The organism is Streptomyces sp. NPDC032940, from assembly GCF_040636935.1.
Classification (GTDB): domain Bacteria; phylum Actinomycetota; class Actinomycetes; order Streptomycetales; family Streptomycetaceae; genus Streptomyces.
This window is the reverse complement of the sequence record NZ_JBEZVJ010000004.1, coordinates 174488-196201: the sequence shown is the minus strand read 5'-3', so window position 1 is coordinate 196201 and position 21714 is coordinate 174488. Positions and strand designations below refer to the sequence as shown.

The window sequence follows — 21714 nt, the reverse complement described above, 5'->3', positions numbered from 1 at the left end:
TCGCTCCCCTAGTCGTGTTCAGGATCGGCCGGGGTCCGTGTGCGCTCCGGCCGCTGTGGTCACAGCCTCTCCCCGCAGAAGCGCCCGCGCCTCCGTGCCGGCCACGGAAAGCACCACGGAACCGGTGCGGAGCGCGTACGGGGTCCGCCGGCCCCCGTCCCTCACACCTGGACCACCGGCTCCCGCGTGAACAGCGCCCCCAGCTCCGGCGCGTTGACCCGGCGGTCGGCCAGCCGCAGCCCCTCCCAGACGGTGACCTGGTTGGCGGTGAGGACCGGCTTGCCCAGCTCCTTCTCCAGTACCGGGATGTGCGCCGCCGTGTGCAGGGCCGTGTCCGGCAGGAGGACCGCCTCCGCGTCGGGGCGGTCGGCGGAGCGGGCCAGCGCCAGCACCTCGGCCTCGGTCCAGGTGCCGACCTCCGCGGCGGTGATGACGCCGGAGCCGACGACCGAGACGGCCTCCACGCCGCCGGAACGCAGGAAGTCCGCGAACAGCTCCGCCACGTCGGCCGGGTACGTCGCGCCGATCGCGACCCGGCGCACCCCGAGTTCCTTCGCCGCGTGCACGAAGGCGAAGGAGGTGGAGGAGGCTGGCAGGCCCGCCGTCCGGGCCAGGGAGCGCACCTGCTCCTGGGCGCCGTCCCAGCCGTGCACGAAGCTGCCGCTGGTGCAGGCCCACACCACGGCGTCGGCGCCGGCCAGCCGCAGCTCCGCCGTGCCCGCCTCCAGCCGCCGCGGCGAGCCCATCTCGCGCAGCGCGTCGACGCGGTGCGCGTCCTCGCCGATGTCGGTGTGCACCAGGTCCACCCGGATGTCGCTGCCCAGGAGCTGCTCGATGCGTGGGTAGTCGTCCTCGCCGGAGTGGCCCGGGTACAGGAATCCCAGTGCTGTCATGTCCACCCTTCCTGCTGCTGTTCCGTGCCAGGGACGTCCGGGGTCTCTGGCAGTACGGGGCCGGCCGGACCCGGCACCGCGGGGCCGGTCCGCGCCGCCGGGTCGGTCAGCGCCTGGTACGGCCCCACGGCACGGGTACCCAGTCGGCGCAGCGCCGCCCACATCGTCACTTGGTTGGCCGAGATCACCGGTATCCGCAGCTCGGCCTCCAGCTGCGGGATGACGTCGTAGGTGGGGAGGTTGGTGCAGGAGATGAACAGGGCGTCGGCGGCCCCCGGGCGCGGCACCGCCCGGCGTGCCATCTCGGCCACGTCGCGGTACGGGACCTTCCAGATGTGCCGGGTCAGCCCCATGAACGCGCAGCCGGTGACGGTGACGCCCGCCTCGGCGACGTACTGCTCCAGCGCCCGGGTCACCGACACGGTGTACGGCGTCACCAGCGCGACCCGGTGCACGTCGAGCTCGGTCAGCGCGTCCAGCAGGGCGCCCGAGGTGGTGACGGACGGGACGGCGCCCGCCCAGGTCATCGCCTCGCACATGGCGCGTTCGCCGGAGAGGCCGCCGACGAAGCTGCCGGAGGTGCAGGCGTAGGCGACGACCTCGGGGGCGATGGCGTTGAGGGTGCGCACGGCCTCGCCGAGCGTCGCGTGCTCGCTGACCATCCGGGCGAGGTCCAGGCTCACCTCGACGGGCACGTAGGGGGTCCGCGTCATGTGCAGCGAGACCTCGTCGGGCACCCACCGCCACAGCTCGCGGTCGAGTGCGAAGTCGAACGGGGCGACCACGCCGACCCCGCGTTGCGGAGCGGGTCCGCCGAGAAAGGAGATGTCCATGGCACGCACCGGCCTCACGCTGAGGAAGGGGAGGACAACGCACCGTACGCACGGCCGTGTTGACGAAGGTAGGTTCCGGTGCGAGCGTGGTCAATCCGCCCGCGTCACCAGCAGGTCAACAGCTGGTTAACCCGTCGTCCCCGGCCCGACCGCCGCCCGGCCCGACCGCATACGGCCCGGCCGGCACCCGGCCGACCGCCGCCCTCCCCCGTCCCCGGAGGCACGCCGCCGATGACCATGCCCACCCTCCTCGTCCTGGACGCCGAGCCCCCGCCCCGGCTGGGCCGGCTGACCGGCCGGGTCCGGATCGTGCACGCCGACGAGTCGACGCTCGCCGAACGGCTGCCGGACGCCGACGTGCTGCTCGTGTGGGACTTCCGCTCGCAGGCCGTACGGCGGGCCTGGCCCGGCGGCGGGCCGCGCCCGCGCTGGGTGCACACGGCGAGCGCGGGCGTCGACCACCTGATGTGCCCCGAGCTGGCCGGCTCGGACACGGTGGTGACCAACGCGCGCGGCGTCTTCGACCGGCCGATCGCCGAGTACGTCGCCGCCCTCGTCCTGGCGATGGCCAAGGACCTGCCCCGCACGCTGGAGCTCCAGCGGGAGCGGACCTGGCGGCACCGCGAGTCGCTGCGGGTGGCCGGAACGCGTGCCTGCGTGGTCGGCTCGGGGCCGATCGGGCGGGCGGTCGCCGGGACGCTGAAGGCGCTCGGCGTCACCACGGCGCTGGTCGGCCGGGCCGCGCGGTCCGGGGTGCACGGACCGGAGGACCTGGACCGGCTGCTGGCCCGCGCCGACTGGGTGGTCGCCGCCGCGCCGCTCACCGACGAGACCCGCGGCATGTTCGACGCCCGCCGGTTCGGCGTGATGCAGCCCTCCGCCCGCTTCGTCAACGTCGGACGCGGGCAGCTGGTCGTCGAGACCGACCTCGCGAAGGCCCTGTCCGACCGGTGGGTCGCCGGGGCCGCGCTGGACGTCTTCGAGCACGAACCCCTCGGCCCCGACAGCCCGTTGTGGCAGGTCCCCGGGCTGATCGTGTCCCCGCACATGAGCGGCGACACGGTCGGCTGGCGGGACGAACTCGGCGAGCAGTTCGTGGAGCTGTACGAGCGGTGGGCGGCGGGCGAGCCGCTGCCGAACGTGGTCGACAAGAAGCGCGGATACGTGCCCGGACACTGAAACGGGAGGGTGCATGACCGACCTCACCGAGCTGACCGCCGTGCAGCTCGTCGACGGGTACCGCAAAGGTGAGTTCAGTCCCGTGGAGGTCACGCGGGCGGTGCTGGAGCGGGCCGAGCGGATCCAGCCCACGGTCAACGCGTTCGTCCGGCTGACCGGCGAGGAGGCGCTGGAGCAGGCGCGGCGGGCCGAGCAGCGGTGGCGGCGCGGGGAGCCGGCCGGGCGGCTGGACGGGGTTCCGGTCACCGTCAAGGACATCCTGCTGATGCGCGGCCACCCGACCCTGCGCGGCTCCCTGGCCGTCTCCCCGGAGGGTCCCTGGGACGAGGACGCGCCGTCCGTCGCCCGGCTGCGCGAGCACGGCGCGGTGCTCGTGGGCAAGACGACGACGCCCGAGTTCGGCTGGAAGGGCGTGACCGACTCGCCGCTGAGCGGCGTCACCCGCAATCCGCACGACCCCTCCCGCACAGCGGGCGGCTCCAGCGGGGGCGCGGCGGCGGCCGTGGCCCTGGGGGCGGCGCCGCTGGCCCTGGGCACGGACGGCGGCGGCAGCGTGCGCATCCCGGCGTCCTTCTGCGGGATCTTCGGCCTGAAACCGACGTACGGCCGGGTCCCGCTGTACCCGGCGAGCGCCTTCGGCACACTGTCGCACGTCGGCCCGATGACGCGGGACGCGGCGGACGCGGCGCTGATGCTGGACGTGATCGGCACGCCCGACGCCCGCGACTGGTCGGCGCTGGGACCGGCGCCCGGCTCCTACTCCGAGGCACTGTCGGGCGGGGTGCGGGGACTGCGGGTGGCGTACTCGCCCTCGCTCGGCGGGCAGGTGGCGGTGCGTCCGGCGGTGGCGACGGCGGTGCGGCGGGGCGTGGAGCGGCTGGCGGAGCTGGGCGCGTACGTCACGGAGGCCGACCCCGACTTCACGGACCCGGTGGACGCGTTCCACACCCTGTGGTTCAGCGGGGCGGCGCGGGTCGCGCAGGGGCTGCGGGCGGCGCAGCGCGAGGTGCTCGATCCGGGGCTGCGGGAGGTCGTGGGGGCGGGGGCGCGGTATTCGGCGCTGGAGTATCTGGCCGCGGTGGATGTGCGGATGGAGCTGGGGCGGCGGATGGGGCGCTTCCATGAGCGGTACGACCTGTTGGTGACGCCGACGTTGCCGATCACGGCGTTCGAGGCGGGGGTGGAGGTGCCCAGGGGGGCGGGGTGTCGGCGGTGGACGGGGTGGACGCCGTTCACGTATCCGTTCAATCTGACGCAGCAGCCTGCGGGGACGGTGCCGGTGGGGACTGACGGGGACGGTTTGCCTGTCGGGCTCCAGCTGGTGGCTGCTCGCCACCGGGACGATGTGGTGCTGCGGGCTGCGCATGCGCTGTACGGGGCGATGGCTGGTTGGTGAACGGGGTTGGGGCTGGGCGGGGGTGGGTTTCGCAGCCCGGCGTTGCGGGGTGCCGCTGCGCCCACCCGTGCCGCCCCAGCGGCACGACTGCCCGCAGCTACCTGCGGCGGCGGAAGCTCAGCGTCTCCCCCGCCGCCCCCGTGCGCCACAAGTCGTTGCAGGCCTCGGCCATCGTGTCCAGGCCGTCGATGATTTCGCCCCACACCGTGCCCGGGACCCAGCCCACGTCGCCGTTGAGGAGGAGGTTGTTGCGCTCGTAGAACAGGGCCAGGTCGACGAGGGTGGTGCCGGGGTGGACCTCGCGGTCGTAGCCGTACGCCTTGGTGCCCAACTCGGCGCCCGCGAAGGCGAAATAACACAGGTCGCCCGGAATGGGCGTGACAGTCGGGTTCTCCAGTGGTGGTTCGTTCGCCGCGAAGGGCGGGAAGAGGGCGTAGATCTCGTTACGGGCGTATTTGGCGTGATACACGTCGCCGGCAAGGGGAAGCGCGTCCCAGACCGCCGCGCAGGTGAGCGGGGCCCGTTCGTCCAGCAGTCGGGCCGTGCAGGTGATTCCGCGCTTGACCAGCGAGACTTCGATGTAGCGATCGGCCATGCCCTCCATGGCAGTGGTCCGGGGCGCCGCGGTCAAGGGTGCCGTGCCGACGTATCGGACCGAAAAAGACCGGCATAACCTGCGGGGCTTCGGGTAGCTGCGCGCCCATGGCTCCACCACACAGAACCCCTCCATGGGGCATATCCGTCCGAAGGCCCGGGAGTTCGGGGCCCACTCGCCGAACGCTGCTCGCGGGGGCCGCGGCGCTCGGCGCGCTGGGGGCCGCCGGCTGCTCGCGGGTCGCGACCGCGTCGAACGTGAAGGGCGGCGATCTCCTCGACCGGCTGAGGGCGCAGGGCGTGGCCCGGCTCGGCATCGCGGGCGAGATCCCCTTCGGGTACATCGACAAGAACGGCGAGCTGACCGGCGAGGCCCCGGAGCTGGCGAAGGTCATCTTCAAGCGGCTCGGGGTGGACCGGGTGCAGCCGGTGCCGACGGAGTTCGGCTCCCTCATCCCGGGGCTGGCGTCGCAGCAGTTCGACGTCGTGGCGGCCGGGATGTACATCAACCCGGACCGCTGCGAGCAGGTCATCTTCTCCGACCCCGACTACCAGATGCTCGACTCCTTCATCGTGCGCAAGGGCAACCCGCTGGGCCTGCGCGACTACCAGGACGTCGTGGAGAAGAAGGCCAAGTTCGCGACCGGCACCGGCTACGCCGAGATCCAGTACGCGGTGGAGGCCGGGTACAAGGAGGGCGACATCCTGATCGTCCCCGACCAGGTGGCCGGGCTCAACGCCGTCGAGGCCGGGCGGGTGGACGTCTTCGCGGGCACGGCGCTGACCACCCGCGAGGTGGTGAAGAAGTCCTCGAAGACCGAGGTGACCGAGGCGTTCAAGCCGCTCGTGGGCGGCAAGCCGCACGTCGACGGCGGCGGCTTCGCCTTCCGGCCGACCGAGACCAATCTGCGGGACGCCTTCAACGTGGAGCTCCAGAAGCTCAAGAGGAGCGGTGAACTGCTCCGCATCCTCAAGCCGTTCGGGTTCACCGAGGACGAGATGACCACCCTGACCGCGAAGGAGCTGTGCGGCGGATGACATCCGGACTCTGGGAACTCGTACTCCGGGGCGTCTGGGTCACGGTCCAGCTGCTCTTCTTCAGCGCGCTGCTGGCGACCGCCGTCTCCTTCGTGGTCGGCGTCGCGCGCACCCACCGGCTGTGGGTCGTCCGCTTCCTCGCGGGCTTCTACACCGAGGTGTTCCGCGGCACCTCCGCGCTGGTGATGATCTTCTGGGTGTTCTTCGTGCTGCCGCCCGCCTTCGGCTGGCAGCTGGTGCCGATGTGGGCGGGCACGCTGGCGCTGGGCCTGACCTACGGGGCGTACGGATCCGAGATCGTGCGCGGCGCGCTCGGCGCGGTCGACCCGGCGCAGCAGGAGGGCGGCATCGCCCTGAGCTTCACGCCCTGGCAGCGGATGAAGCTGATCCTGCTGCCGCAGGCGGTGCCGGAGATGATCCCGCCCTTCTCCAACCTGCTGATCGAGCTGCTCAAGGGCACCGCCCTGGTGTCGATCATGGGCATGGGCGATCTGGCGTTCAGCGGCAACCTGGTGCGTCTGGCGCTCCAGGAGAGCGCGGAGATCTACACGTACATCCTGCTGATCTACTTCGTGATCGCCTTCCTGCTCACGCGGATGATGCGCGGTCTGGAGAAGAAGCTGAAGGCGGGCGTGGGGAAGGCGGCGCCGAAGCGGAAGACCGTCACCCCTGAGCCGGCGCAGATCGGGGGTGTCCGATGACGTGGGACTGGAACGCGGTCTCCGACTTCATGCCGCACTTCTGGGACGGCCTGCTGGTCACCCTGCAGATCCTGGTGCTCGGCTCGTTGATCTCCTTCGCGCTGGGCCTGGTGTGGGCGCTGCTGATGCGGGTGCCCTCGCGCTGGGTGACCTGGCCGGTCGGGGTGGTCACGGAGTTCGTGCGCAACACCCCGCTGCTGGTGCAGCTGTTCTTCCTGTTCTACGTGCTGCCCGAATGGGGCGTGACCGCCTCGGCGCTGACCACCGGCGTGATCGGCATCGGCCTGCACTACTCGACGTACACGATGCAGGTCTACCGGGCCGGCATCGAGGCGGTGCCGGTCGGCCAGTGGGAGGCCGCGACGGCGCTGAACCTGCCGCTCGGGCGGACGTGGACCGCGGTGATCCTGCCGCAGGCCGTGCGCCGGGTGGTGCCCGCACTCGGCAACTACGTGATCTCGATGCTGAAGGACACGCCGCTGCTGATGGCGATCACGGTGCTGGAGATGCTCGGCGAGGCGCGGCTGTTCTCGCAGCAGAACTTCCAGTTCACCGAGCCCCTGACGGTGATCGGCGTGGCCTTCGTCATCGTCTCCTACCTGGCCTCCCTTGCCCTGCGAGCCCTGGAGCGACGCCTTGCCCACTGACACTCTCCCCAATCCCGAGAAGAGCCCCGAGCGCAGCTCCGGCGAGCTGATCCGCCTGGAGCAGGTCACCAAGCGGTTCGGGGACAACACCGTCCTCGACCACCTGGACTTCGCCGTCGACGCCGGCAAGCACGTCACGCTGATCGGCCCGTCCGGGTCGGGCAAGACGACGATCCTGCGGCTGCTGATGACGCTGCTCAAGCCCGACGAGGGCACGATCACCGTGGACGGGCAGAAGCTCTTCCCGGCGACCGAGAAGGAGCGCCGCGAGGTCCGCAAGCAGATCGGCATGGTGTTCCAGCAGTTCAACCTGTTCCCGAACATGAGCGTGCTGCGCAACATCACCGAGGCGCCGGTCACCGTGCTCGGCCTGTCCAAGGACGAGGCGGTGGAGCGCGCCAAGGGCCTGCTCGACATGGTGGGCCTGGCCGACAAGTGCGACGCCCGCCCGGCCCAGCTCTCCGGCGGTCAGCAGCAGCGGGTGGCGATCGCCCGGGCGCTGGCGATGCGGCCCAAGGTGCTGCTGCTCGACGAGGTGACGTCCGCGCTCGACCCGGAGCTGGTCGCGGGCGTCCTCGACCTGCTGCGGGACATCGCGCGCAGCACGGACATCACCATGCTCTGCGTGACCCACGAGATGAACTTCGCCCGGGACATCTCGGACCAGGTACTGATGTTCGACTCGGGCCGGGTCATCGAGGCGGGTGCCCCGGAGAAGATCTTCAGCGAGCCGGAGCACGACCGGACGCGGGAATTTCTCAGCGCGGTGCTGTGAGGGCGGGGCGTGCCCCAACGTCCGAGGTCGGGACGCCGGGGCACGCCACTGGCATATGCCAGAGTGCCTGCGTCGCAGTTGGGGGCGCCGGAATCTCGCCAACACCCCCTCGCATCGGGCGCCTTGACGGCTATCGTGAAGGTGACCCGCTGTCCGGATCAGGGCCTACGAAGCGAGCGCAGGGGGAGACCACCGTGGCGCTGCAGCACAAGCCGACCGCGCCGCACCACTCGGTCCAGGACGCCCTGCGCGCCCTGGAGACGGTGGCGCGGCACAGCACCGGAATCACCGCCGGCGAGCTGGCCCGGCAGACCGGCCTCGGCCGGGAGCGGCTGACCCCGCTGCTGCGCATGCTGCGCCGCGAGGGCTATGTCGAGCAGACCGGCGACGGGGCCTACGTCACGGGCGAGGCCCTGTCCCGGCTGAGCTCCGCGCACGGCCGCGAGGAGGCCGTGCGCGACAAGCTCCAGCACACCCTGGACCGGCTGCGCGACTCGGTGGGCGCCGCCGTCTACATCAGCCGGTACGTCGACGGCGAGGTCAGGGTCACCCAGTACGCCGACAGCCCGGCCGCCCCCCGGGTGAACGAGTGGGTGGACTTCCGCGTCTCGGCGCACGCCACCGCGGTCGGCAAGAGCCTGCTGACCCAGCTGGACCACGCGGGCCGCCGCGACCATCTGTCCCGGCACAAGATGGCCCGGCTGACCTCGCGCACGATCACCAGCGACAAGCTGCTGCTGTCCCGGCTGGAGACGCAGCCGCCCACGGTGCCCGTCCTCGATCTGCAGGAGTACGCGGTGGGCACGGTCTGCGCGGCCGTCCCGCTGACGGCGGGCTCCGCCGCGGGCTGCCTCGCCCTGTCCCTGCCGGTCGCCCACGCCCACCGGCTGCGGCAGGCCGCGGACGCCCTGAACCGGGGCGCGGCGCCGGTCCTGCTGTCCCTGGCGATCTAGGACCCGGCGGCCCGGCGCGGGCGGTGGTCGGGAGCACCCCCGCGGACCGGGTACTATTTTTCTCGTCGCCGGCCGCGGGAAGCGGACGGCGGGAGTCATGCGCCGCTAGCTCAGTTGGTTAGAGCAGCTGACTCTTAATCAGCGGGTCCGGGGTTCGAGTCCCTGGCGGCGCACAGAAGAGGGCCCCTCGCACACGCGAGGGGCCCTCCTTCGTTCAGAAGGTCACGTCCGAGCAGGCGTAGAACGCGTTGCCCGTGTCGGCGATCGTCCACACCGACAGGATCACGTGGTGCCCGCTCAGCCCGGTCGGCAGCGTGCCGCTGTGGGAGAGCGTGGCCGGCGGCTGCTTGCCGCCGTAGGGCACCGTGAAGAACGGCGTGAGGTTGAGGTCGGACCGGGTCAGGGCGTGGTCCTGGTTCCAGCCCTGCTTGGTGACGTAGTACTTGAAGTCGGTCGTGGCGTGCCGGGCGGTGAACTGCCAGCGGAAGGTGTAGCTCTGTCCGCCGTTCACCTTGGTGGTCGGCCACGCCTGGCCGTTGGGCTGCTTGGGGGCGTCGAGCGAGGCGAAGGTGCCGTGGCCCGCCGAGCAGATCTTCCCGTCGGCCGGTCCGGCGGCCGGGAAGCCCTTGGGACCCTCGACGCTCTGCGGCTCCCACTGGATGGAGCCGCACCCGGTGACGGTGCCGTTCTGGCACACCTTCTGCCGGCTGACGGGGAGGTCGGTGTAGCCGTGGCCGCTGGCACCGCCGGACGAGAGCACGAGGGCTCCGGTCGTCGCGATACCCAGCGCCGCGGCGGACAGCTTGGTCCTTGTGCGCATGACTGTCTTCTCCTGTGACGTGGGGGAAGTGCAGCGAGCTTTTCTGGTCTAGACCAAGTCCCAGGTTATTGCTGACAGTTGAACATGTCCATACCAATCGAAGAACCGGGTGCGCCCCGCCCCGGGCCCCGTCCGACGCCTCCCGCTCACGCCCCCGGCTCGCCCCGCCCCGCGCAGAACGCCACCGTCAGGTCCTTCACCAGCACCTTGCGCTCGTAGTCGTCGAGCTCCACCAGCCCGCGCATCGTCAGCCGGGTCACCGTGTCCTCCACCGAGTCCACGACCGAGGTGAGCACGCTCGCCCGCTGCGCCGCGTCCAGTGCGGCGATCCGGCGCCGGTGCATCGCGGCGGCCACCTCCGGGGCGTACTCCACCCGGACCGGCCGCACCGAGAACACCTCCAGGCCGACCGGCGCCGCGTCCGCCGCCACCAGCCGGGTCAGCGTCTCGCCCGCCACGTCCGCCGCACCCCGGACGGTGCCCGCCGGCTCCACCGGGACCCGGGCCAGCGCCGCCTCGACGCACTCCCGCAGATACGTCTCGTGGTCCTCGACGCCCAGCGTGGCCCGTACGGTGTCCCGCACCCGCCACACCACCAGCGTCACCGTCCGCAGCGCGACGCCGTTCCCGTCGGCCGCGGGCATCGGCTCGCTGCGCCAGTGCCGCAGCCGCACGTCGACCCGGCGGCGCAGGAACAGGGGGTTCACCCACATCAGGCCGGTGCGCCGCACGGTCCCCCGGTAGCGGCCGAACAGCCCGAGCACCCAGGCCTGGCCGGTCCGGCCCCGGGCCAGCCCGCCGAAGCCGAACAGCCCGAGCGCCCCGGCGGCCGCGTACGCCGCCCACTGCGCGGGCCCGAGCCCGGCGCCCGCCTGGGCCGGCAGCCCCAGCGCCCCGACGGCGAGCGGCGGCACGATCCCGGCCCACCAGGAGGTGACCGCACAGCCCGCCACCCCGCAGGCCCCCGCGGCCACGCCCGCGAGGCCCGGAAGCACCCGGGCCGGACGCTCCGTCAGCTCCGGGTCCACCGCCGCCACCGGGCGGGGCCGCGCCGCGGTGGGACGCCGCATCCGGGGCTGCTCCCCCGTGCCGTGCCGGCGCTCGACGACCGCGGGCCGCAGCGGCACCGGCGCCGGGGCGGGGTCGTCCCGGAACAGCAGGTGGACGGGGATCTCGGTGGTCGCCTCGTTGTGGATGAGCCGCTGCCGCGCCGTCCCCTCCCCCGGCCCGCCGGGCCCGGGAGCCGTGGCCTGGGCGGGCGGCGGAGCCTGGGGCGAGGGCATCGGCGACGGCGAGGCCGCCGACGGGGCCGGCTCCGGGGTCGTCGGGGGTGTCGTGGAAGAGGTCGTACTCATGCGTGCTCCAGCCTCCGCGCCAGACGCGTCATGAACGGGTGATCACGAACGGTGCCCCCGAGGGAGCGGTCACGAGAAGAGCCGCCGCCAGGTCTCCGGGCCCGGATAGCCGTCCGCCGCGCCGCCGCGCCAGCCCTGGGCGCGCTGGAAGGCCTCGACGTTGCGCCGGTCCGCCTCGCCCCAGCGCGGCCCCGGCCCCTTCGTGTAGTGCCTGCCGAATCCTTTCTTCACCAGCTGTCCGCCGAGCTGGGTGACGTACGGGTTGTCCGCGCCCGGGCGGAACATGGCCCGCCCCGGATAGCCGGGCACCCCGTGCGAGGCGGGCGGGGCGCCGGCGCCGGTGGAGGACTTCTCCGGGCTCGCCGCCGTGGCCGGCTCCCCGCCCGCCGCGGGCGTCGTCGTGCTCGTCACCCCCTTGTAGCGGTAGGGGAGGTACTTGGCGGAGTTGCTCCAGTAGGCGTAGGGCGTCGTCGCCTTGCGGGCGTGCGGCGGAGTCTGCTCGTAGGCCGTGTAGGAGGTGTGCTTGGAGTCGGTCCAGCCGCCGAAGATCACCACGTGGGAGCCCGACTGCGGGTTGGCCGTGTTGTGGAAGAGCAGGATGTCGCCGGGCTGGAGCTCCTCCTTGGTGATCCGGTCCGCGAAGGCGCCGAGGCTGCCGGTCCATTCGTTGGTGGGCAGGTTCCAGGCCATCGAGACATAGCCCGAGCAGTCCTGCCGGTAACCGTCGGACCAGTAGGCGGTCATGCTGTAGGGCACCTTGGCGGTGACCCAGGTCCTGGCCCGTTCGATGATCTCCGTACGGGTGATCGCGGGCAGCAGCGTGCCGGCCGCGGGACCCGCCGGGCGGCCCGTCGGACCGTGCAGCGGAGCCCTGGGGCCCTGGGGGGTGTCCGGCTCCACGGCCACCGGATCACCCGGATCGCCGGGCCGGTCGGGGGCGTGGACGGTGGTCGGGGCCGCCGCGGCCTGGCCCGCGCCGAGGGCGGCGGTCGCGGTGGCGGCGGTGGCCATCACCAGGACCCGGTGCGCGGCCGGATGGGCGGGGGCGCGGCCGGCCGGGGCGTGCGGCAGGACGCTGCGCCAGTGCCGGCACCCGGGGCAGTCGCAGTCGCTCACGGGGCCGACCTCCTCGAATACCGGAGTCTCCATGCGATTCCTCTCACATCCACGTGAAAAAGTCCGCGACGGCGTGCGTACCGGCGCACAGTGATCAGTTTCCCAACTGTCCTGTTTGCGCGCATGTTGACGGTCCGAATGATGTACCCGGGCGGCGCGCAGGGGGACGCCCGCCCCGGACGTGGTCCGGAGCACCCGTCCGCGTCCGGTAGAGTTCTCCAGGTCAGCAGGCGCCGCTAGCTCAGTTGGTTAGAGCAGCTGACTCTTAATCAGCGGGTCCGGGGTTCGAGTCCCTGGCGGCGCACAGACGGTCGAAGGCCCTCCGTAGCACACGGGGGGCCTTCGGCGTACCCGGCGCCTCGGCCTCTTGCGATCATGACGAACGCCGTAGAACCCTGGTCCGGTTGGGGGGCCGGATGCCGTGGGGGGCATCATGCAACCGGGGGTCGCGGATCCATGTCTAGATAGGGTGTGGATGCCGTGGTGACCGCAACCCACCACTGTGACGTCCGTGACGGCCGAGGGGGACCCGGCGGACGAAGGAAGCGACGAAACGCGCGTTGACCCGCGTGTGGGGGGATGACTCATGACGTCGACGCCGACGGGCGCCGGGCAGGACCACGACCCGTCTCAGACGACCCAGCTCAGGGTGCCCGCGCACCGGACCTGGAACACCGGCTCGTTCCGCCGGATAAAGAAGACGCTGCCGAGATACGACTACGAGCACTACAGCCGGCTCGCGGGCCCCCTCACCCAGCCGGACCCGCACAAGCCGTACAAGGTGCAGTACCGCTCGCTGCTCTCGCAGGAGCCGCACCGGATACGCGTGGCCCTGATGCTGGCCGCGGCCCCGCTGCTGTCGGTGGTGCTGCTGGTGTGGCTGCTCCAGCCCGAGCACTGGACGGAGCGCGACTACCCGGCCTTCGACTGGCTGCCCGCCCTCGACATCGTCATGCTCGTCTCGATCGGCCTGATCGAGCTCTTCCGCTGTCTGAACGTGCTGTCGAACGCGCACGCCACGCTGGTCGCCCGCGACCCGATACCCGTGGTCCCCGAGACCGGCACCCGCGTCGCCTTCCTCACCTCCTTCGTGCCCGGCAAGGAGCCGCTGGAGATGGTGACGAAGACCCTGGAGGCGGCCGTCAAGATCCGCCACCGCGGTCTGATGCACGTCTGGCTCCTCGACGAGGGCGACGACCCCGAGGTGAAGGCCGTCTGCGAGCGCCTCGGCGTGCACCACTTCTCCCGCAAGGGCGTCGCGAAGTGGAACCGGCCCAAGGGACCGCACCGTGCCAAGACCAAGCACGGCAACTACAACGCCTGGCTCGAGGCGCACGGCGACGACTACGACTTCTTCGCCTCCGTCGACACCGACCACGTGCCGCTGCCGAACTACCTGGAGCGGATGCTCGGCTTCTTCCGCGACCCGGACGTCGGCTTCGTCATCGGCCCGCAGGTCTACGGCAACTACGACAACCCGATCACCAAGGCCGCCGAGTCCCAGCAGTTCCTCTTCCACGCGCTGATCCAGCGCGCGGGCAACCGCTACGGCGCGCCGATGTTCGTGGGCACCTCCAACGCGGTGCGCATCAAGGCGCTGAAGCAGATCGGCGGTCTGTACGACTCGATCACCGAGGACATGGCGACCGGCTTCGAGATCCACCGCCACAAGAACCCGGCCACGGGCCGCAAGTGGCGCTCGGTCTACACCCCCGACGTGCTGGCCGTCGGCGAGGGCCCGAACGCCTGGACGGACTTCTTCACCCAGCAGATGCGCTGGTCGCGAGGGACGTACGAGACGATCCTCAAGCAGTACTGGAAGGGCTGGTACTCGCTGCCGCCGAGCAAGCTCTTCAACTACACGATGATGATCATCTTCTACCCGATGTCGGCGCTGAACTGGATCCTGGCGGCGCTGAGCTGCGCCCTGTTCCTGGGCATGGGCGCCTCGGGTGTGAACATCGACCCCGCGGTCTGGCTGATGCTCTACGGCAACGCCTCCGCGCTCCAGATCGGCCTGTACGTCTGGAACCGCCGGCACAACGTCTCGCCGCACGAGCCGGAGGGCTCCGGCGGTGTGGCCGGCATGGTGATGTCCGCGCTGTCGGCGCCGCTGTACGCCAAGGCGCTCATCGACTCCGTGCTGCGGCGCAAGAGCAAGTTCGTGGTGACCCCCAAGGGCGACTCGGCGAGCCCGGACACCCTGTTCGGGACCTTCCGCTACCACTGGTACTTCATCGTCATCTTCGGCGGCTCGATCACCGCCGGCTTCGCGCTGGGCCACTCCCACCCGGCGATGATCATCTGGGCGATGTTCGCCCTCCTGATCACCGCCTCGCCGATCTTCGCCTGGCGGCACTCCCTGCGGGAGGCGAGGAAGAAGCCCGCCCCGGCGGCTCCCGCGGAGCCGCGCACGCAGCCCGAGGACGCGGCGCCCGCGGGGCCCTACCAGCCGCATCCGCTGCCGGCGCAGGACGCGCCCTACGGAACGCCGGGTGCGCACGGCGCGCACCTGCCGCAGCAGAAGCCCAGCTGGGCCGCCTCCCCCGAGGGGGGCAGCGACCAGACCATGCAGATCGCCCTTGGTGGACTTGGGGGACGTAAGGAATGAAGGACCGTGCCGGCCGCCGCCGGGCCCGTCGCTTCGCGATAGGCACGGCGGTGGTAGTAGCGCTGGCCGGGATGAACGGGCCGTGGCTCTACCGCTTCGGAACCGAGAAATACCACCAGTACAAGATCAACAAGCCGGAGTACAAGGCCGCCAACGGCAAGTGGGAGATCATCGAGTTTCCCGAGAAGTACCGGCAGAACACCATCCACGCGGCGCTGCTGCGCACCGGCAAGGTGCTGCTCGTCGCGGGGTCGGGCAACAACCAGGACAACTTCGACGCCAAGAAGTTCGACACCCGGATCTGGGACCCGGTCAAGGGGACCATCAAGGAGGTGCCGACGCCCGCCGACCTGTTCTGCACCGGCCACACCCAGCTCGCCAACGGCAATCTGCTGATCGCGGGCGGCACCAAGCGGTACGAGAAGCTCAAGGGTGACGTCACCAAGGCCGGCGGTCTGATGATCGTCCACAACGAGAACCCGGACAAGCCGATCACGCTGCCCGCGGGCACCCGCTTCACCGGCAAGGAGAACGGCAAGACGTTCGTCTCCAAGGACCCGGTGCTGGTGCCGCGCGCGAAGAAGGTCTTCGACCCGGCGACCGGCGCGTTCGTGCGCAACGACCCGGGTCTCGGCCGGATCTACGTCGAGGCGCAGAAGAGCGGCGCCGAGTACGAGACCGGCACCGAGGACAACTACCGCATCCAGGGCCTGTCGGGTGCGGACGCGCGCAACACCTACGGGATCGCGCAGAAGCTCGCCCTCGACAAGAAGGACTTCCAGGGCATCCGGGACGCCTTCGAGTTCGACCCGGTCGCCGAGAAGTACATCAAGGTCGACCCGATGCACGAGGCCCGCTGGTACCCGACGCTCACCACGCTGAGCGACGGCAAGATCCTCAGCGTCTCCGGCCTCGACGACATCGGCCAGCTGGTCCCGGGCAAGAACGAGGTCTACGACCCCGAGACCAAGAAGTGGACCTACACCGACAAGGTCCGCCAGTTCCCGACGTACCCGGCGCTGTTCCTGATGCAGAACGGCAAGATCTTCTACTCGGGTTCGAACGCCGGGTACGGCCCCGACGACGTCGGCCGCGACCCGGGCATCTGGGACGTGGAGACCAACAAGTTCACCAAGATCCCCGGCATGAGCGACCCGAACATGCTGGAGACCTCGGGCACCGTGCTGCTGCCGCCGGCGCAGGACGAGAAGTACATGGTGATCGGCGGTGGCGGGGTCGGCGAGTCCAAGCTGGCCAGCGAGAAGACGCGGATCGTCGATCTGAGGGCCGACGACCCGAAGTTCGTCGACGGGCCGTCGCTGGAGAAGGGCACGCGCTATCCGCAGGCCTCGGTCCTGCCCGACGACACCGTGCTGGTCTCGGGCGGCTCGGAGGACTACCGGGGCCGCGGCGACTCCAACATCCACCAGGCGCGGCTGTACCACCCGGACACCAACACGTTCGAGAAGGTGGCCGACCCGCTCGTGGGCCGCAACTACCACTCCGGGTCCATCCTGCTGCCCGACGGGCGCCTGATGTTCTTCGGCTCGGACTCGCTCTACGCCGACAAGGCCAACACCAAGCCGGGCAAGTTCGAGCAGCGCATCGAGATCTACACGCCGCCGTACCTGTACCGGGACTCGCGGCCCGACCTGTCGGGCGGCCCGCAGACCATCGCGCGCGGCGAGTCGGGGACGTTCACCTCGCGGGCGGCCTCGACGGTCAAGAAGGTGCGGCTGATCCGGCCGAGCGCCTCGACGCACGTCACGGACGTCGACCAGCGGTCCATCGCGCTGGACTTCAAGGCGGACGGGGACAAGCTGACGGTGACGGTGCCGGAGGGGAAGAACCTGGTGCAGTCCGGGTGGTACATGTTGTTCGCCACGGACGGGGACGGGACGCCTTCCAAGGCGCAGTGGGTGCACGTGCCGTAGCGCTCCCGAAGGCGGTGCCCAGGGGCGCGGGAGCGCTGTGGCCGGCCGGGTCCACACGGTGGAGCCGCACCTGCCACAGCCCCGCGCCCCTGGGCGTTATCCCTCCGCCAGTTTCAAGGCGTAGTCCGACCACCACTCGCCGGCCTTCGGGCCGCCCTTGCACTCGCCGTCCGATTCCCCGGGGCGCTTGACCCAGAGGTAGGCGTCCACCAGGGGGTCGGCCGTCTTCGTCGTCGGGGTTTCGCCGAGGGCTCGGCCGGGCGGGTTGCACCAGCGTTCGTCCGGGGCGCCCTCGGTGTAGGGGCCGTTGCCGTTGCGGCTGGTGTCGATCACGAAGTGCTTGCCGCCCACCTTGGCGGAGAGCTGCTTGCCGTAGGCGATGGAGTCCTCGGTGGAGTAGAAGTTGGAGACGTTGACGGCGAAGCCGTCGGCCTGGTCGATGCCGGCCCACTTGAGGGGCTCGAAGATCTGGTCGGGGTGGCCCCAGCCGGCGTTGCCCGCGTCCAGGTAGACCTTGGTGTTCTTCAGCGCCGTGAGCTTGGCGACGGCGCCCTTGAGAAGGTCGTAGCGCTCCTCGTGGAACTCGTCCGGGGTGCAGCCGTCGACCAGGTGGAGCACCGCGTCCGGTTCGAGGACGACGGTGGCGGCGCGGTCGCCGATGCCCTTGGCCACGCCGTCGATGAACTCCCGGTAGGTGTCGCCGTCGGCGGCACCGCCCTGCGAGTACTGGCCGCAGTCGCGGTGCGGGATGTTGTACAGGACGAGCAGCGCGGTGCGCCCGGCCCTGTCGGCGGCCTCGGTGAAGCCGCGGGCCTGGTCCTCCGGGTTCTCCGGGCTGATCCACTCGCCGGTCGGCTGCTGGGCGATCTTGCGGATGCGGTCGGCCTGGTCCTTCTTGCCGGCCTTCTCCAGCGAGGCCACCTGCCGGGCCGCGTTGCCGTCCGGATTGACCCAGAACGGGTCGGTCTCCTTGGGCTGCTGGGTGATCCCGGCCCCCGCGTCCTTGTTCTCGTCCTCGTCGTCACCGGACGACGAGCACCCCGCGATCAGCAGTGCCGCCCCCAGCACCGCCGCGGACGCCCGCCTCGCGGTCATCGTCCCGGCCCCCCTGCTGCCGTACATCCAACCCCCCTGGGTGCACTGTTCGAGGGGTCAATCCTGACATACGCGGGTCACGTGCCGGTGCCCGTGAGATACGCGGAGACGACGACGTTGGCGGTGTATCCGCCGGTGGCGCGGTCGAAGGTGCCGCCGCAGGTGATCAGCCGCAGTTCGGCCCGGCCCGCGTCGTGCGGCCCGTAGGCCTGGCGGGCGTCGAAGCCGTCGCGGTCGAGGACCTCGACGTCGTCGACGGTGAACTCGGCGATCTCGTCGTCCTCGCGGAGCACCCGGATGGTCCGGCCCGGTTCCAGGGTGCTGATCTTGTAGAAGACGGCGGGGCGGGTCTCGGTGTCGACGTGCCCGACCATCAGGGCGGTCCCGGCCTCTCCGGGGGTCACGCCGGCCGCGTACCAGCCGACGGCGTCGGCCTGGTCGAAGGAGGGCGGTTCGATCGCGCCCTCAGCGTCGAGGCCGCGCGCCAGCACCGGGGCGCTGATGCCGAGTTCCGGGACGTCGAGCCGCTCGGGCCGGGCGTCGCCGAGGGGCGCGTGGGCGGGCGGCAGCGGTGTGTCGGGGGGCCGTCCGGCCGCCGCCATGTCGCCGGTGGCCGGACGGGACACGCCCTCGCGCACGTCGGTGGCCTCGCGGCCCCACAGCCACAGCCCGAGGAGCAGCACCACCCAGGCGATGCCGCTCACCAGCCTGCCGGGGCCGACGACGGGTATCGGGCCCTCGTCCCGGCCCTGATCACGGTCGGACATGGTCAGTCCGTCCTGCGGCTCCGGCTGCGCACCCCGCGCAGCCCGACGGCGACGGCGGCGACCCCGGCGAGCGCCAGGCCGGTCACGGTGTGCGCGGTGCCGGGGGCGTCGACGCGCGCCCCGTCCCCGGTGTCCGGCGCGGCCAGCTCCGCCGCGCCGCCGCCGCCCGCGTCGACGGGGGCGACGGGTGAGGCGGGCGCGGTCGGGCGGTGCGGGCGCTGCACGGTGAGGGTGCCCCTGCGGGCTTCCTGGCCGCAGGTGACCTGCACGGCGTAGACACCGGCCGTCACCGTGGTGCGGACCCGGGTGGTGCCGACGAGGGCGCCGTCCCCGGCGGCCACGAAGAGCCGGACGTCCGTCTCGAAGGCCGCCGACACGGCGACGGCCGTCCGCTCGGTGCAGTCGGGTACGCGGAGCGTGACGTCGGCGCCGGGCGCCGGGGAGGCCGGGGTCACCGAGACCCCGCTCCCGTCCGCCGCCTGCGCCGTCGGGGCGACCGGTGCGCACACCGCGGCCAGCACGGCCGTGGCACAGAGAGTTACCTTCAGTGAGCCCATCGTGTACCTCCAGTCACCTGGAGGCTGCCCCGCGGGGACCGCCCCCGCATCCGGTGCGGGGGCGGTACTGGGCCGAACGGGCGATGAGGGGCCCGCGGGGGTTTCAGACCCGGTCGACGAGGTCCGCGATGGAGTCGACGACCTGGGACGGCCGGTACGGGAAGTTCTCGACCTGCTCGGGCCGGGTCAGGCCGGTGAGCACCAGGAAGGTCTGCATCCCGGCCTCCATGCCGGCCAGCACGTCGGTGTCCATGCGGTCGCCGATCATCGCGCTGGTCTCGGAGTGGGCGCCGATCGCGTTGAGGCCGGTGCGCATCATCAGCGGGTTGGGCTTGCCCGCGAAGTAGGGCTGCTTGCCGGTCGCCTTGGTGATCAGCGCGGCCACCGCGCCGGTCGCCGGGAGGGGACCCTCGGTGGAGGGGCCGGTCTCGTCGGGGTTGGTGCAGATGAAGCGGGCGCCGGCGTTGATCAGCCGGACCGCCTTCGTCATGGCCTCGAAGGAGTAGGTGCGGGTCTCGCCGAGGACCACGTAGTCGGGGTCGTGGTCGGTGAGGATGTAGCCGATGTCGTGCAGGGCGGTGGTCAGCCCGGCCTCGCCGATGACGTACGCCGAGCCGCCGGGCCGCTGGTCGTCCAGGAACTTGGCGGTGGCCAGCGCGGAGGTCCAGATCGCCTCGACCGGGACCTCCAGGCCCATGCGGCGCAGCCGGGCGTGCAGGTCGCGCGGGGTGTAGATGGAGTTGTTGGTCAGCACGAGGAAGGGCTTGCCGGACTCGCGCAGCCTCTTGATGAAGGCGTCGGCGCCGGGGATCGGGACACCCTCGTGGATGAGCACCCCGTCCATGTCGGTGAGCCATGACTCGATGGGCTTGCGGTCTGCCATGTGCGGGATCTCCTGCCGTACGCGGTCCAGCGTGCGCCCCAGCCTAAGCAAGGCAGGATCTTGGGGGAACGGCCGTCTCAGCTTTCGGTGGCCGCCTTGCCGGCGTAGGGGCGCTGGCCGGCCCAGGCGTCAGCGGCGTCTGCGGGACACCAGTACGGCAGCGGCGCCGGTGGCGAGGAGCAGGGCGGCGGTCGCGAGGGCCGCGTCCAGGCGGCCCGCACCGGTGCCGGCGAGTTCGTCGGCGAACGGGAACCGGTCGCCCCGGCCGTCGGGCGTGGAGGCGACGGAGGGTGCGACGGGCTCGGCGCTCCCGGCGGCGGCCGACTCGTCGACGCCCTCGTCGGCGCCCTCGTCGACGCCCTCGTCGGACGTGCCGCCGGCGCCGACGCGGAAGCGGTAGTCGTTCGACTGGCCGACCCAGTCGCCGTCGTCGCCGCGGCGCTGGACGACGGCGGCGTTGGCAGTGACCTCGCCCGGCGCGGTGTCCGAGGTGAGCGCGAGCCGCACCTTGACGGTGAGGGTCCTGCCGGGGCCCACGGTGAAGCCGGGGAAGGCGGCCTCGCCCGCTCCCCCGCCGAAGGCGCCGATCAGCTCGTCGCGGTCGGTCTCCTCGAAGGTGACGGGACGGGGGCGGTCGCCGTCGTAGAACTCCAGGCGGGCCTGCGCCGGCTCCAGGGCCCGCCGTTCGTCGACGAGGACGACGACCGGGTGGACGGCCTCGCAGGTGCGGGACGTGGTGTTGGTGAGGTCCAGGTACCAGACGCCGAAGCCGCCGCCGGACTCGTAGGCGCCCGGGCCGCCGTGGATGCGGGTGGTGAGCGGGAAGGTGTGGTCGTCGGGGGCCGTGCAGGCGGGCAGCGGGGCGCCGGAGCCGCCGGGGGCCGGAGGTGCGGCGGCCGTGGCCGGGGCGGAGGCGGCCAGGAGGGCGGCTGCCGCCGCCAGGCAGGGGGACGCGGGCGTGAACAGTCGCATAAACACATGAGCGTGTCGGCCGATGGCGGCGACCGGAACCGCCGTTCGGGGTGCGCCCCTCGAACGGCGGCACCAGTGCCCTCGTCCGGCGCACCGGAGGCGAGCGCGCCGACGGGGCCGGGGGTGACCCGTCGGCGGGGTCGGGGCAGGCCCGCCGGCGAGGTCGGGGCAGGCCCCTCGGCGGGGTCGGGGGTGGACCGCCGGCGGGGTCCGGGGGGACCGTCGGCGAGATCGAGGCAGGCCCACCGGCGAGATCGGGGGGGGTGGACCGCCGGCCAAGTCGAGGCAAACCCACCGGCCAGGTCGGGCATGGCAAGTCGGCCACGTCGGGGATGGACCGCTGGCCAAGTCGGGGATGGTCCGCCGGTCGGGTCGGGTCGGGTCGGGTCGGGTCGGGTCGGGTCGGGTCGGGTCGGGTCGGGTCGGGTCGGGTCGGGTCGGGTCGGGTCGGGTCGGGGGATGGTCCGCCGGCCAAGTCGGGCATGGCCAGTCGGCCACGTCGGGGCAGGCCCGCCGGCCGGGTCCGGGGGGACCGTCGGCGAGATCGAGGCAGGCCCACCGGCGAAATCGGGGGGTGGACCGCCGGCCAAGTCGA

General features: G+C 72.0%; 20 protein-coding genes and 2 tRNA genes. 11 read left to right on the top strand and 11 right to left on the bottom strand.

The features are described from left to right. Positions 1 to 161: 161 nt before the first annotated feature. Both AB0E77_RS07955 and AB0E77_RS07950 read right to left on the bottom strand, forming a co-directional pair. Positions 162 to 893, bottom strand: coding sequence for an aspartate/glutamate racemase family protein (locus tag AB0E77_RS07955; protein WP_361567158.1), 732 nt, complete (start codon positions 891 to 893; stop codon positions 162 to 164). Then, positions 890 to 1726, bottom strand: coding sequence for an aspartate/glutamate racemase family protein (locus tag AB0E77_RS07950; protein ID WP_361567156.1), 837 nt, complete (start codon positions 1724 to 1726; stop codon positions 890 to 892). The genes AB0E77_RS07955 and AB0E77_RS07950 overlap by 4 nt, the downstream gene beginning before the upstream one ends. Positions 1727 to 1957: 231 nt before the next feature. Between AB0E77_RS07950 and AB0E77_RS07945 the strand changes: the two genes are divergently transcribed. Further along, positions 1958 to 2905, top strand: a complete 948-nt coding sequence (locus tag AB0E77_RS07945) for a D-2-hydroxyacid dehydrogenase (RefSeq protein WP_361567154.1) — start codon at positions 1958 to 1960, stop codon at positions 2903 to 2905. Between the two features lie 13 nt (positions 2906 to 2918). Next, complete coding sequence (locus tag AB0E77_RS07940) at positions 2919 to 4301, top strand: amidase (protein ID WP_361567151.1); 1383 nt, start codon at positions 2919 to 2921, stop codon at positions 4299 to 4301. Between the two features lie 97 nt (positions 4302 to 4398). Here the strand turns inward: AB0E77_RS07940 and AB0E77_RS07935 are convergent, their stop codons facing one another. Further along, positions 4399 to 4896, bottom strand: coding sequence for a DUF3830 family protein (locus tag AB0E77_RS07935; protein WP_361567148.1), 498 nt, complete (start codon positions 4894 to 4896; stop codon positions 4399 to 4401). Positions 4897 to 5003: 107 nt separating this feature from the next. Here AB0E77_RS07935 and ehuB point away from each other — a divergent pair, with 107 nt between their 5' ends. The 6 genes from ehuB (at position 5004) to AB0E77_RS07905 (ending at position 9182) form a co-directional block, all read left to right on the top strand. After that, the gene (gene ehuB, locus AB0E77_RS07930; protein ID WP_361567146.1) at positions 5004 to 5933 is read left to right on the top strand and encodes an ectoine/hydroxyectoine ABC transporter substrate-binding protein EhuB; all 930 of its coding nucleotides are present in this window, start codon (positions 5004 to 5006) and stop codon (positions 5931 to 5933) included. After that, entirely contained in the window at positions 5930 to 6634 is a 705-nt protein-coding gene (ehuC, locus tag AB0E77_RS07925; protein ID WP_361567143.1) for an ectoine/hydroxyectoine ABC transporter permease subunit EhuC, read from the top strand. The genes ehuB and ehuC overlap by 4 nt, the downstream gene beginning before the upstream one ends. After that, positions 6631 to 7281 (top strand): ectoine/hydroxyectoine ABC transporter permease subunit EhuD, encoded by a 651-nt coding sequence (gene ehuD / locus AB0E77_RS07920; RefSeq protein ID WP_361567140.1) that lies wholly within the window; start codon positions 6631 to 6633, stop codon positions 7279 to 7281. Before ehuC ends, ehuD begins: the two co-directional genes overlap by 4 nt. Beyond that, positions 7271 to 8056 carry an ectoine/hydroxyectoine ABC transporter ATP-binding protein EhuA gene (ehuA, locus tag AB0E77_RS07915; protein ID WP_361567137.1) on the top strand — a complete coding sequence of 262 codons (786 nt, stop codon included), beginning with the start codon at positions 7271 to 7273 and terminating at the stop codon, positions 8054 to 8056. The genes ehuD and ehuA overlap by 11 nt, the downstream gene beginning before the upstream one ends. Before the next feature lie 194 nt (positions 8057 to 8250). Then, complete coding sequence (locus AB0E77_RS07910) at positions 8251 to 9009, top strand: IclR family transcriptional regulator C-terminal domain-containing protein (RefSeq protein ID WP_361567134.1); 759 nt, start codon at positions 8251 to 8253, stop codon at positions 9007 to 9009. Between the two features lie 99 nt (positions 9010 to 9108). Further along, positions 9109 to 9182: transfer RNA gene (locus AB0E77_RS07905), tRNA-Lys, on the top strand. A 41-nt stretch (positions 9183 to 9223) separates the two neighbouring features. On the opposite strand, the gene AB0E77_RS07900 is transcribed toward AB0E77_RS07905, so the two are convergent. The 3 genes from AB0E77_RS07900 to AB0E77_RS07890 form a co-directional block, all read right to left on the bottom strand. Then, positions 9224 to 9829, bottom strand: a complete 606-nt coding sequence (locus AB0E77_RS07900; RefSeq protein WP_361567131.1) for a lytic polysaccharide monooxygenase — start codon at positions 9827 to 9829, stop codon at positions 9224 to 9226. A 146-nt stretch (positions 9830 to 9975) separates the two neighbouring features. Continuing rightward, positions 9976 to 11184, bottom strand: coding sequence for an SPFH domain-containing protein (locus tag AB0E77_RS07895; RefSeq protein WP_361567129.1), 1209 nt, complete (start codon positions 11182 to 11184; stop codon positions 9976 to 9978). A gap of 69 nt (positions 11185 to 11253) precedes the next feature. Then, on the bottom strand, positions 11254 to 12333 hold the full coding sequence (locus AB0E77_RS07890; RefSeq protein ID WP_361567126.1) for a peptidoglycan-binding protein: 1080 nt from the start codon (positions 12331 to 12333) through the stop codon (positions 11254 to 11256). A 197-nt stretch (positions 12334 to 12530) separates the two neighbouring features. On the opposite strand from AB0E77_RS07890, the gene AB0E77_RS07885 reads away from it, so the two are divergent. The 3 genes from AB0E77_RS07885 to AB0E77_RS07875 all read left to right on the top strand — a co-directional run bounded on the left by AB0E77_RS07885 (position 12531) and on the right by AB0E77_RS07875 (position 16845). Beyond that, positions 12531 to 12604: transfer RNA gene (locus AB0E77_RS07885), tRNA-Lys, on the top strand. Between the two features lie 282 nt (positions 12605 to 12886). Next, positions 12887 to 14911 (top strand): cellulose synthase catalytic subunit, encoded by a 2025-nt coding sequence (locus AB0E77_RS07880; RefSeq protein ID WP_361567123.1) that lies wholly within the window; start codon positions 12887 to 12889, stop codon positions 14909 to 14911. After that, entirely contained in the window at positions 14908 to 16845 is a 1938-nt protein-coding gene (locus AB0E77_RS07875; protein ID WP_361567120.1) for a kelch motif-containing protein, read from the top strand. The genes AB0E77_RS07880 and AB0E77_RS07875 overlap by 4 nt, the downstream gene beginning before the upstream one ends. A 96-nt stretch (positions 16846 to 16941) precedes the next feature. Here AB0E77_RS07875 and AB0E77_RS07870 read toward each other — a convergent pair whose 3' ends face one another. The 5 genes from AB0E77_RS07870 to AB0E77_RS07850 all read right to left on the bottom strand — a co-directional run bounded on the left by AB0E77_RS07870 (position 16942) and on the right by AB0E77_RS07850 (position 21119). Next, complete coding sequence (locus AB0E77_RS07870; protein WP_361567117.1) at positions 16942 to 17967, bottom strand: glycoside hydrolase family 6 protein; 1026 nt, start codon at positions 17965 to 17967, stop codon at positions 16942 to 16944. 50 nt (positions 17968 to 18017) lie between these two features. After that, positions 18018 to 18707 (bottom strand): class F sortase, encoded by a 690-nt coding sequence (locus AB0E77_RS07865; protein ID WP_361567114.1) that lies wholly within the window; start codon positions 18705 to 18707, stop codon positions 18018 to 18020. Between the two features lie 2 nt (positions 18708 to 18709). After that, positions 18710 to 19264, bottom strand: a complete 555-nt coding sequence (locus AB0E77_RS07860) for a hypothetical protein (protein ID WP_361567111.1) — start codon at positions 19262 to 19264, stop codon at positions 18710 to 18712. 103 nt (positions 19265 to 19367) lie between these two features. After that, positions 19368 to 20147, bottom strand: coding sequence for an HAD-IIA family hydrolase (locus tag AB0E77_RS07855; RefSeq protein ID WP_361567109.1), 780 nt, complete (start codon positions 20145 to 20147; stop codon positions 19368 to 19370). A 129-nt stretch (positions 20148 to 20276) separates the two neighbouring features. After that, positions 20277 to 21119, bottom strand: coding sequence for a hypothetical protein (locus AB0E77_RS07850; RefSeq protein ID WP_361567107.1), 843 nt, complete (start codon positions 21117 to 21119; stop codon positions 20277 to 20279). Between the last annotated feature and the right edge of the window lie 595 nt (positions 21120 to 21714).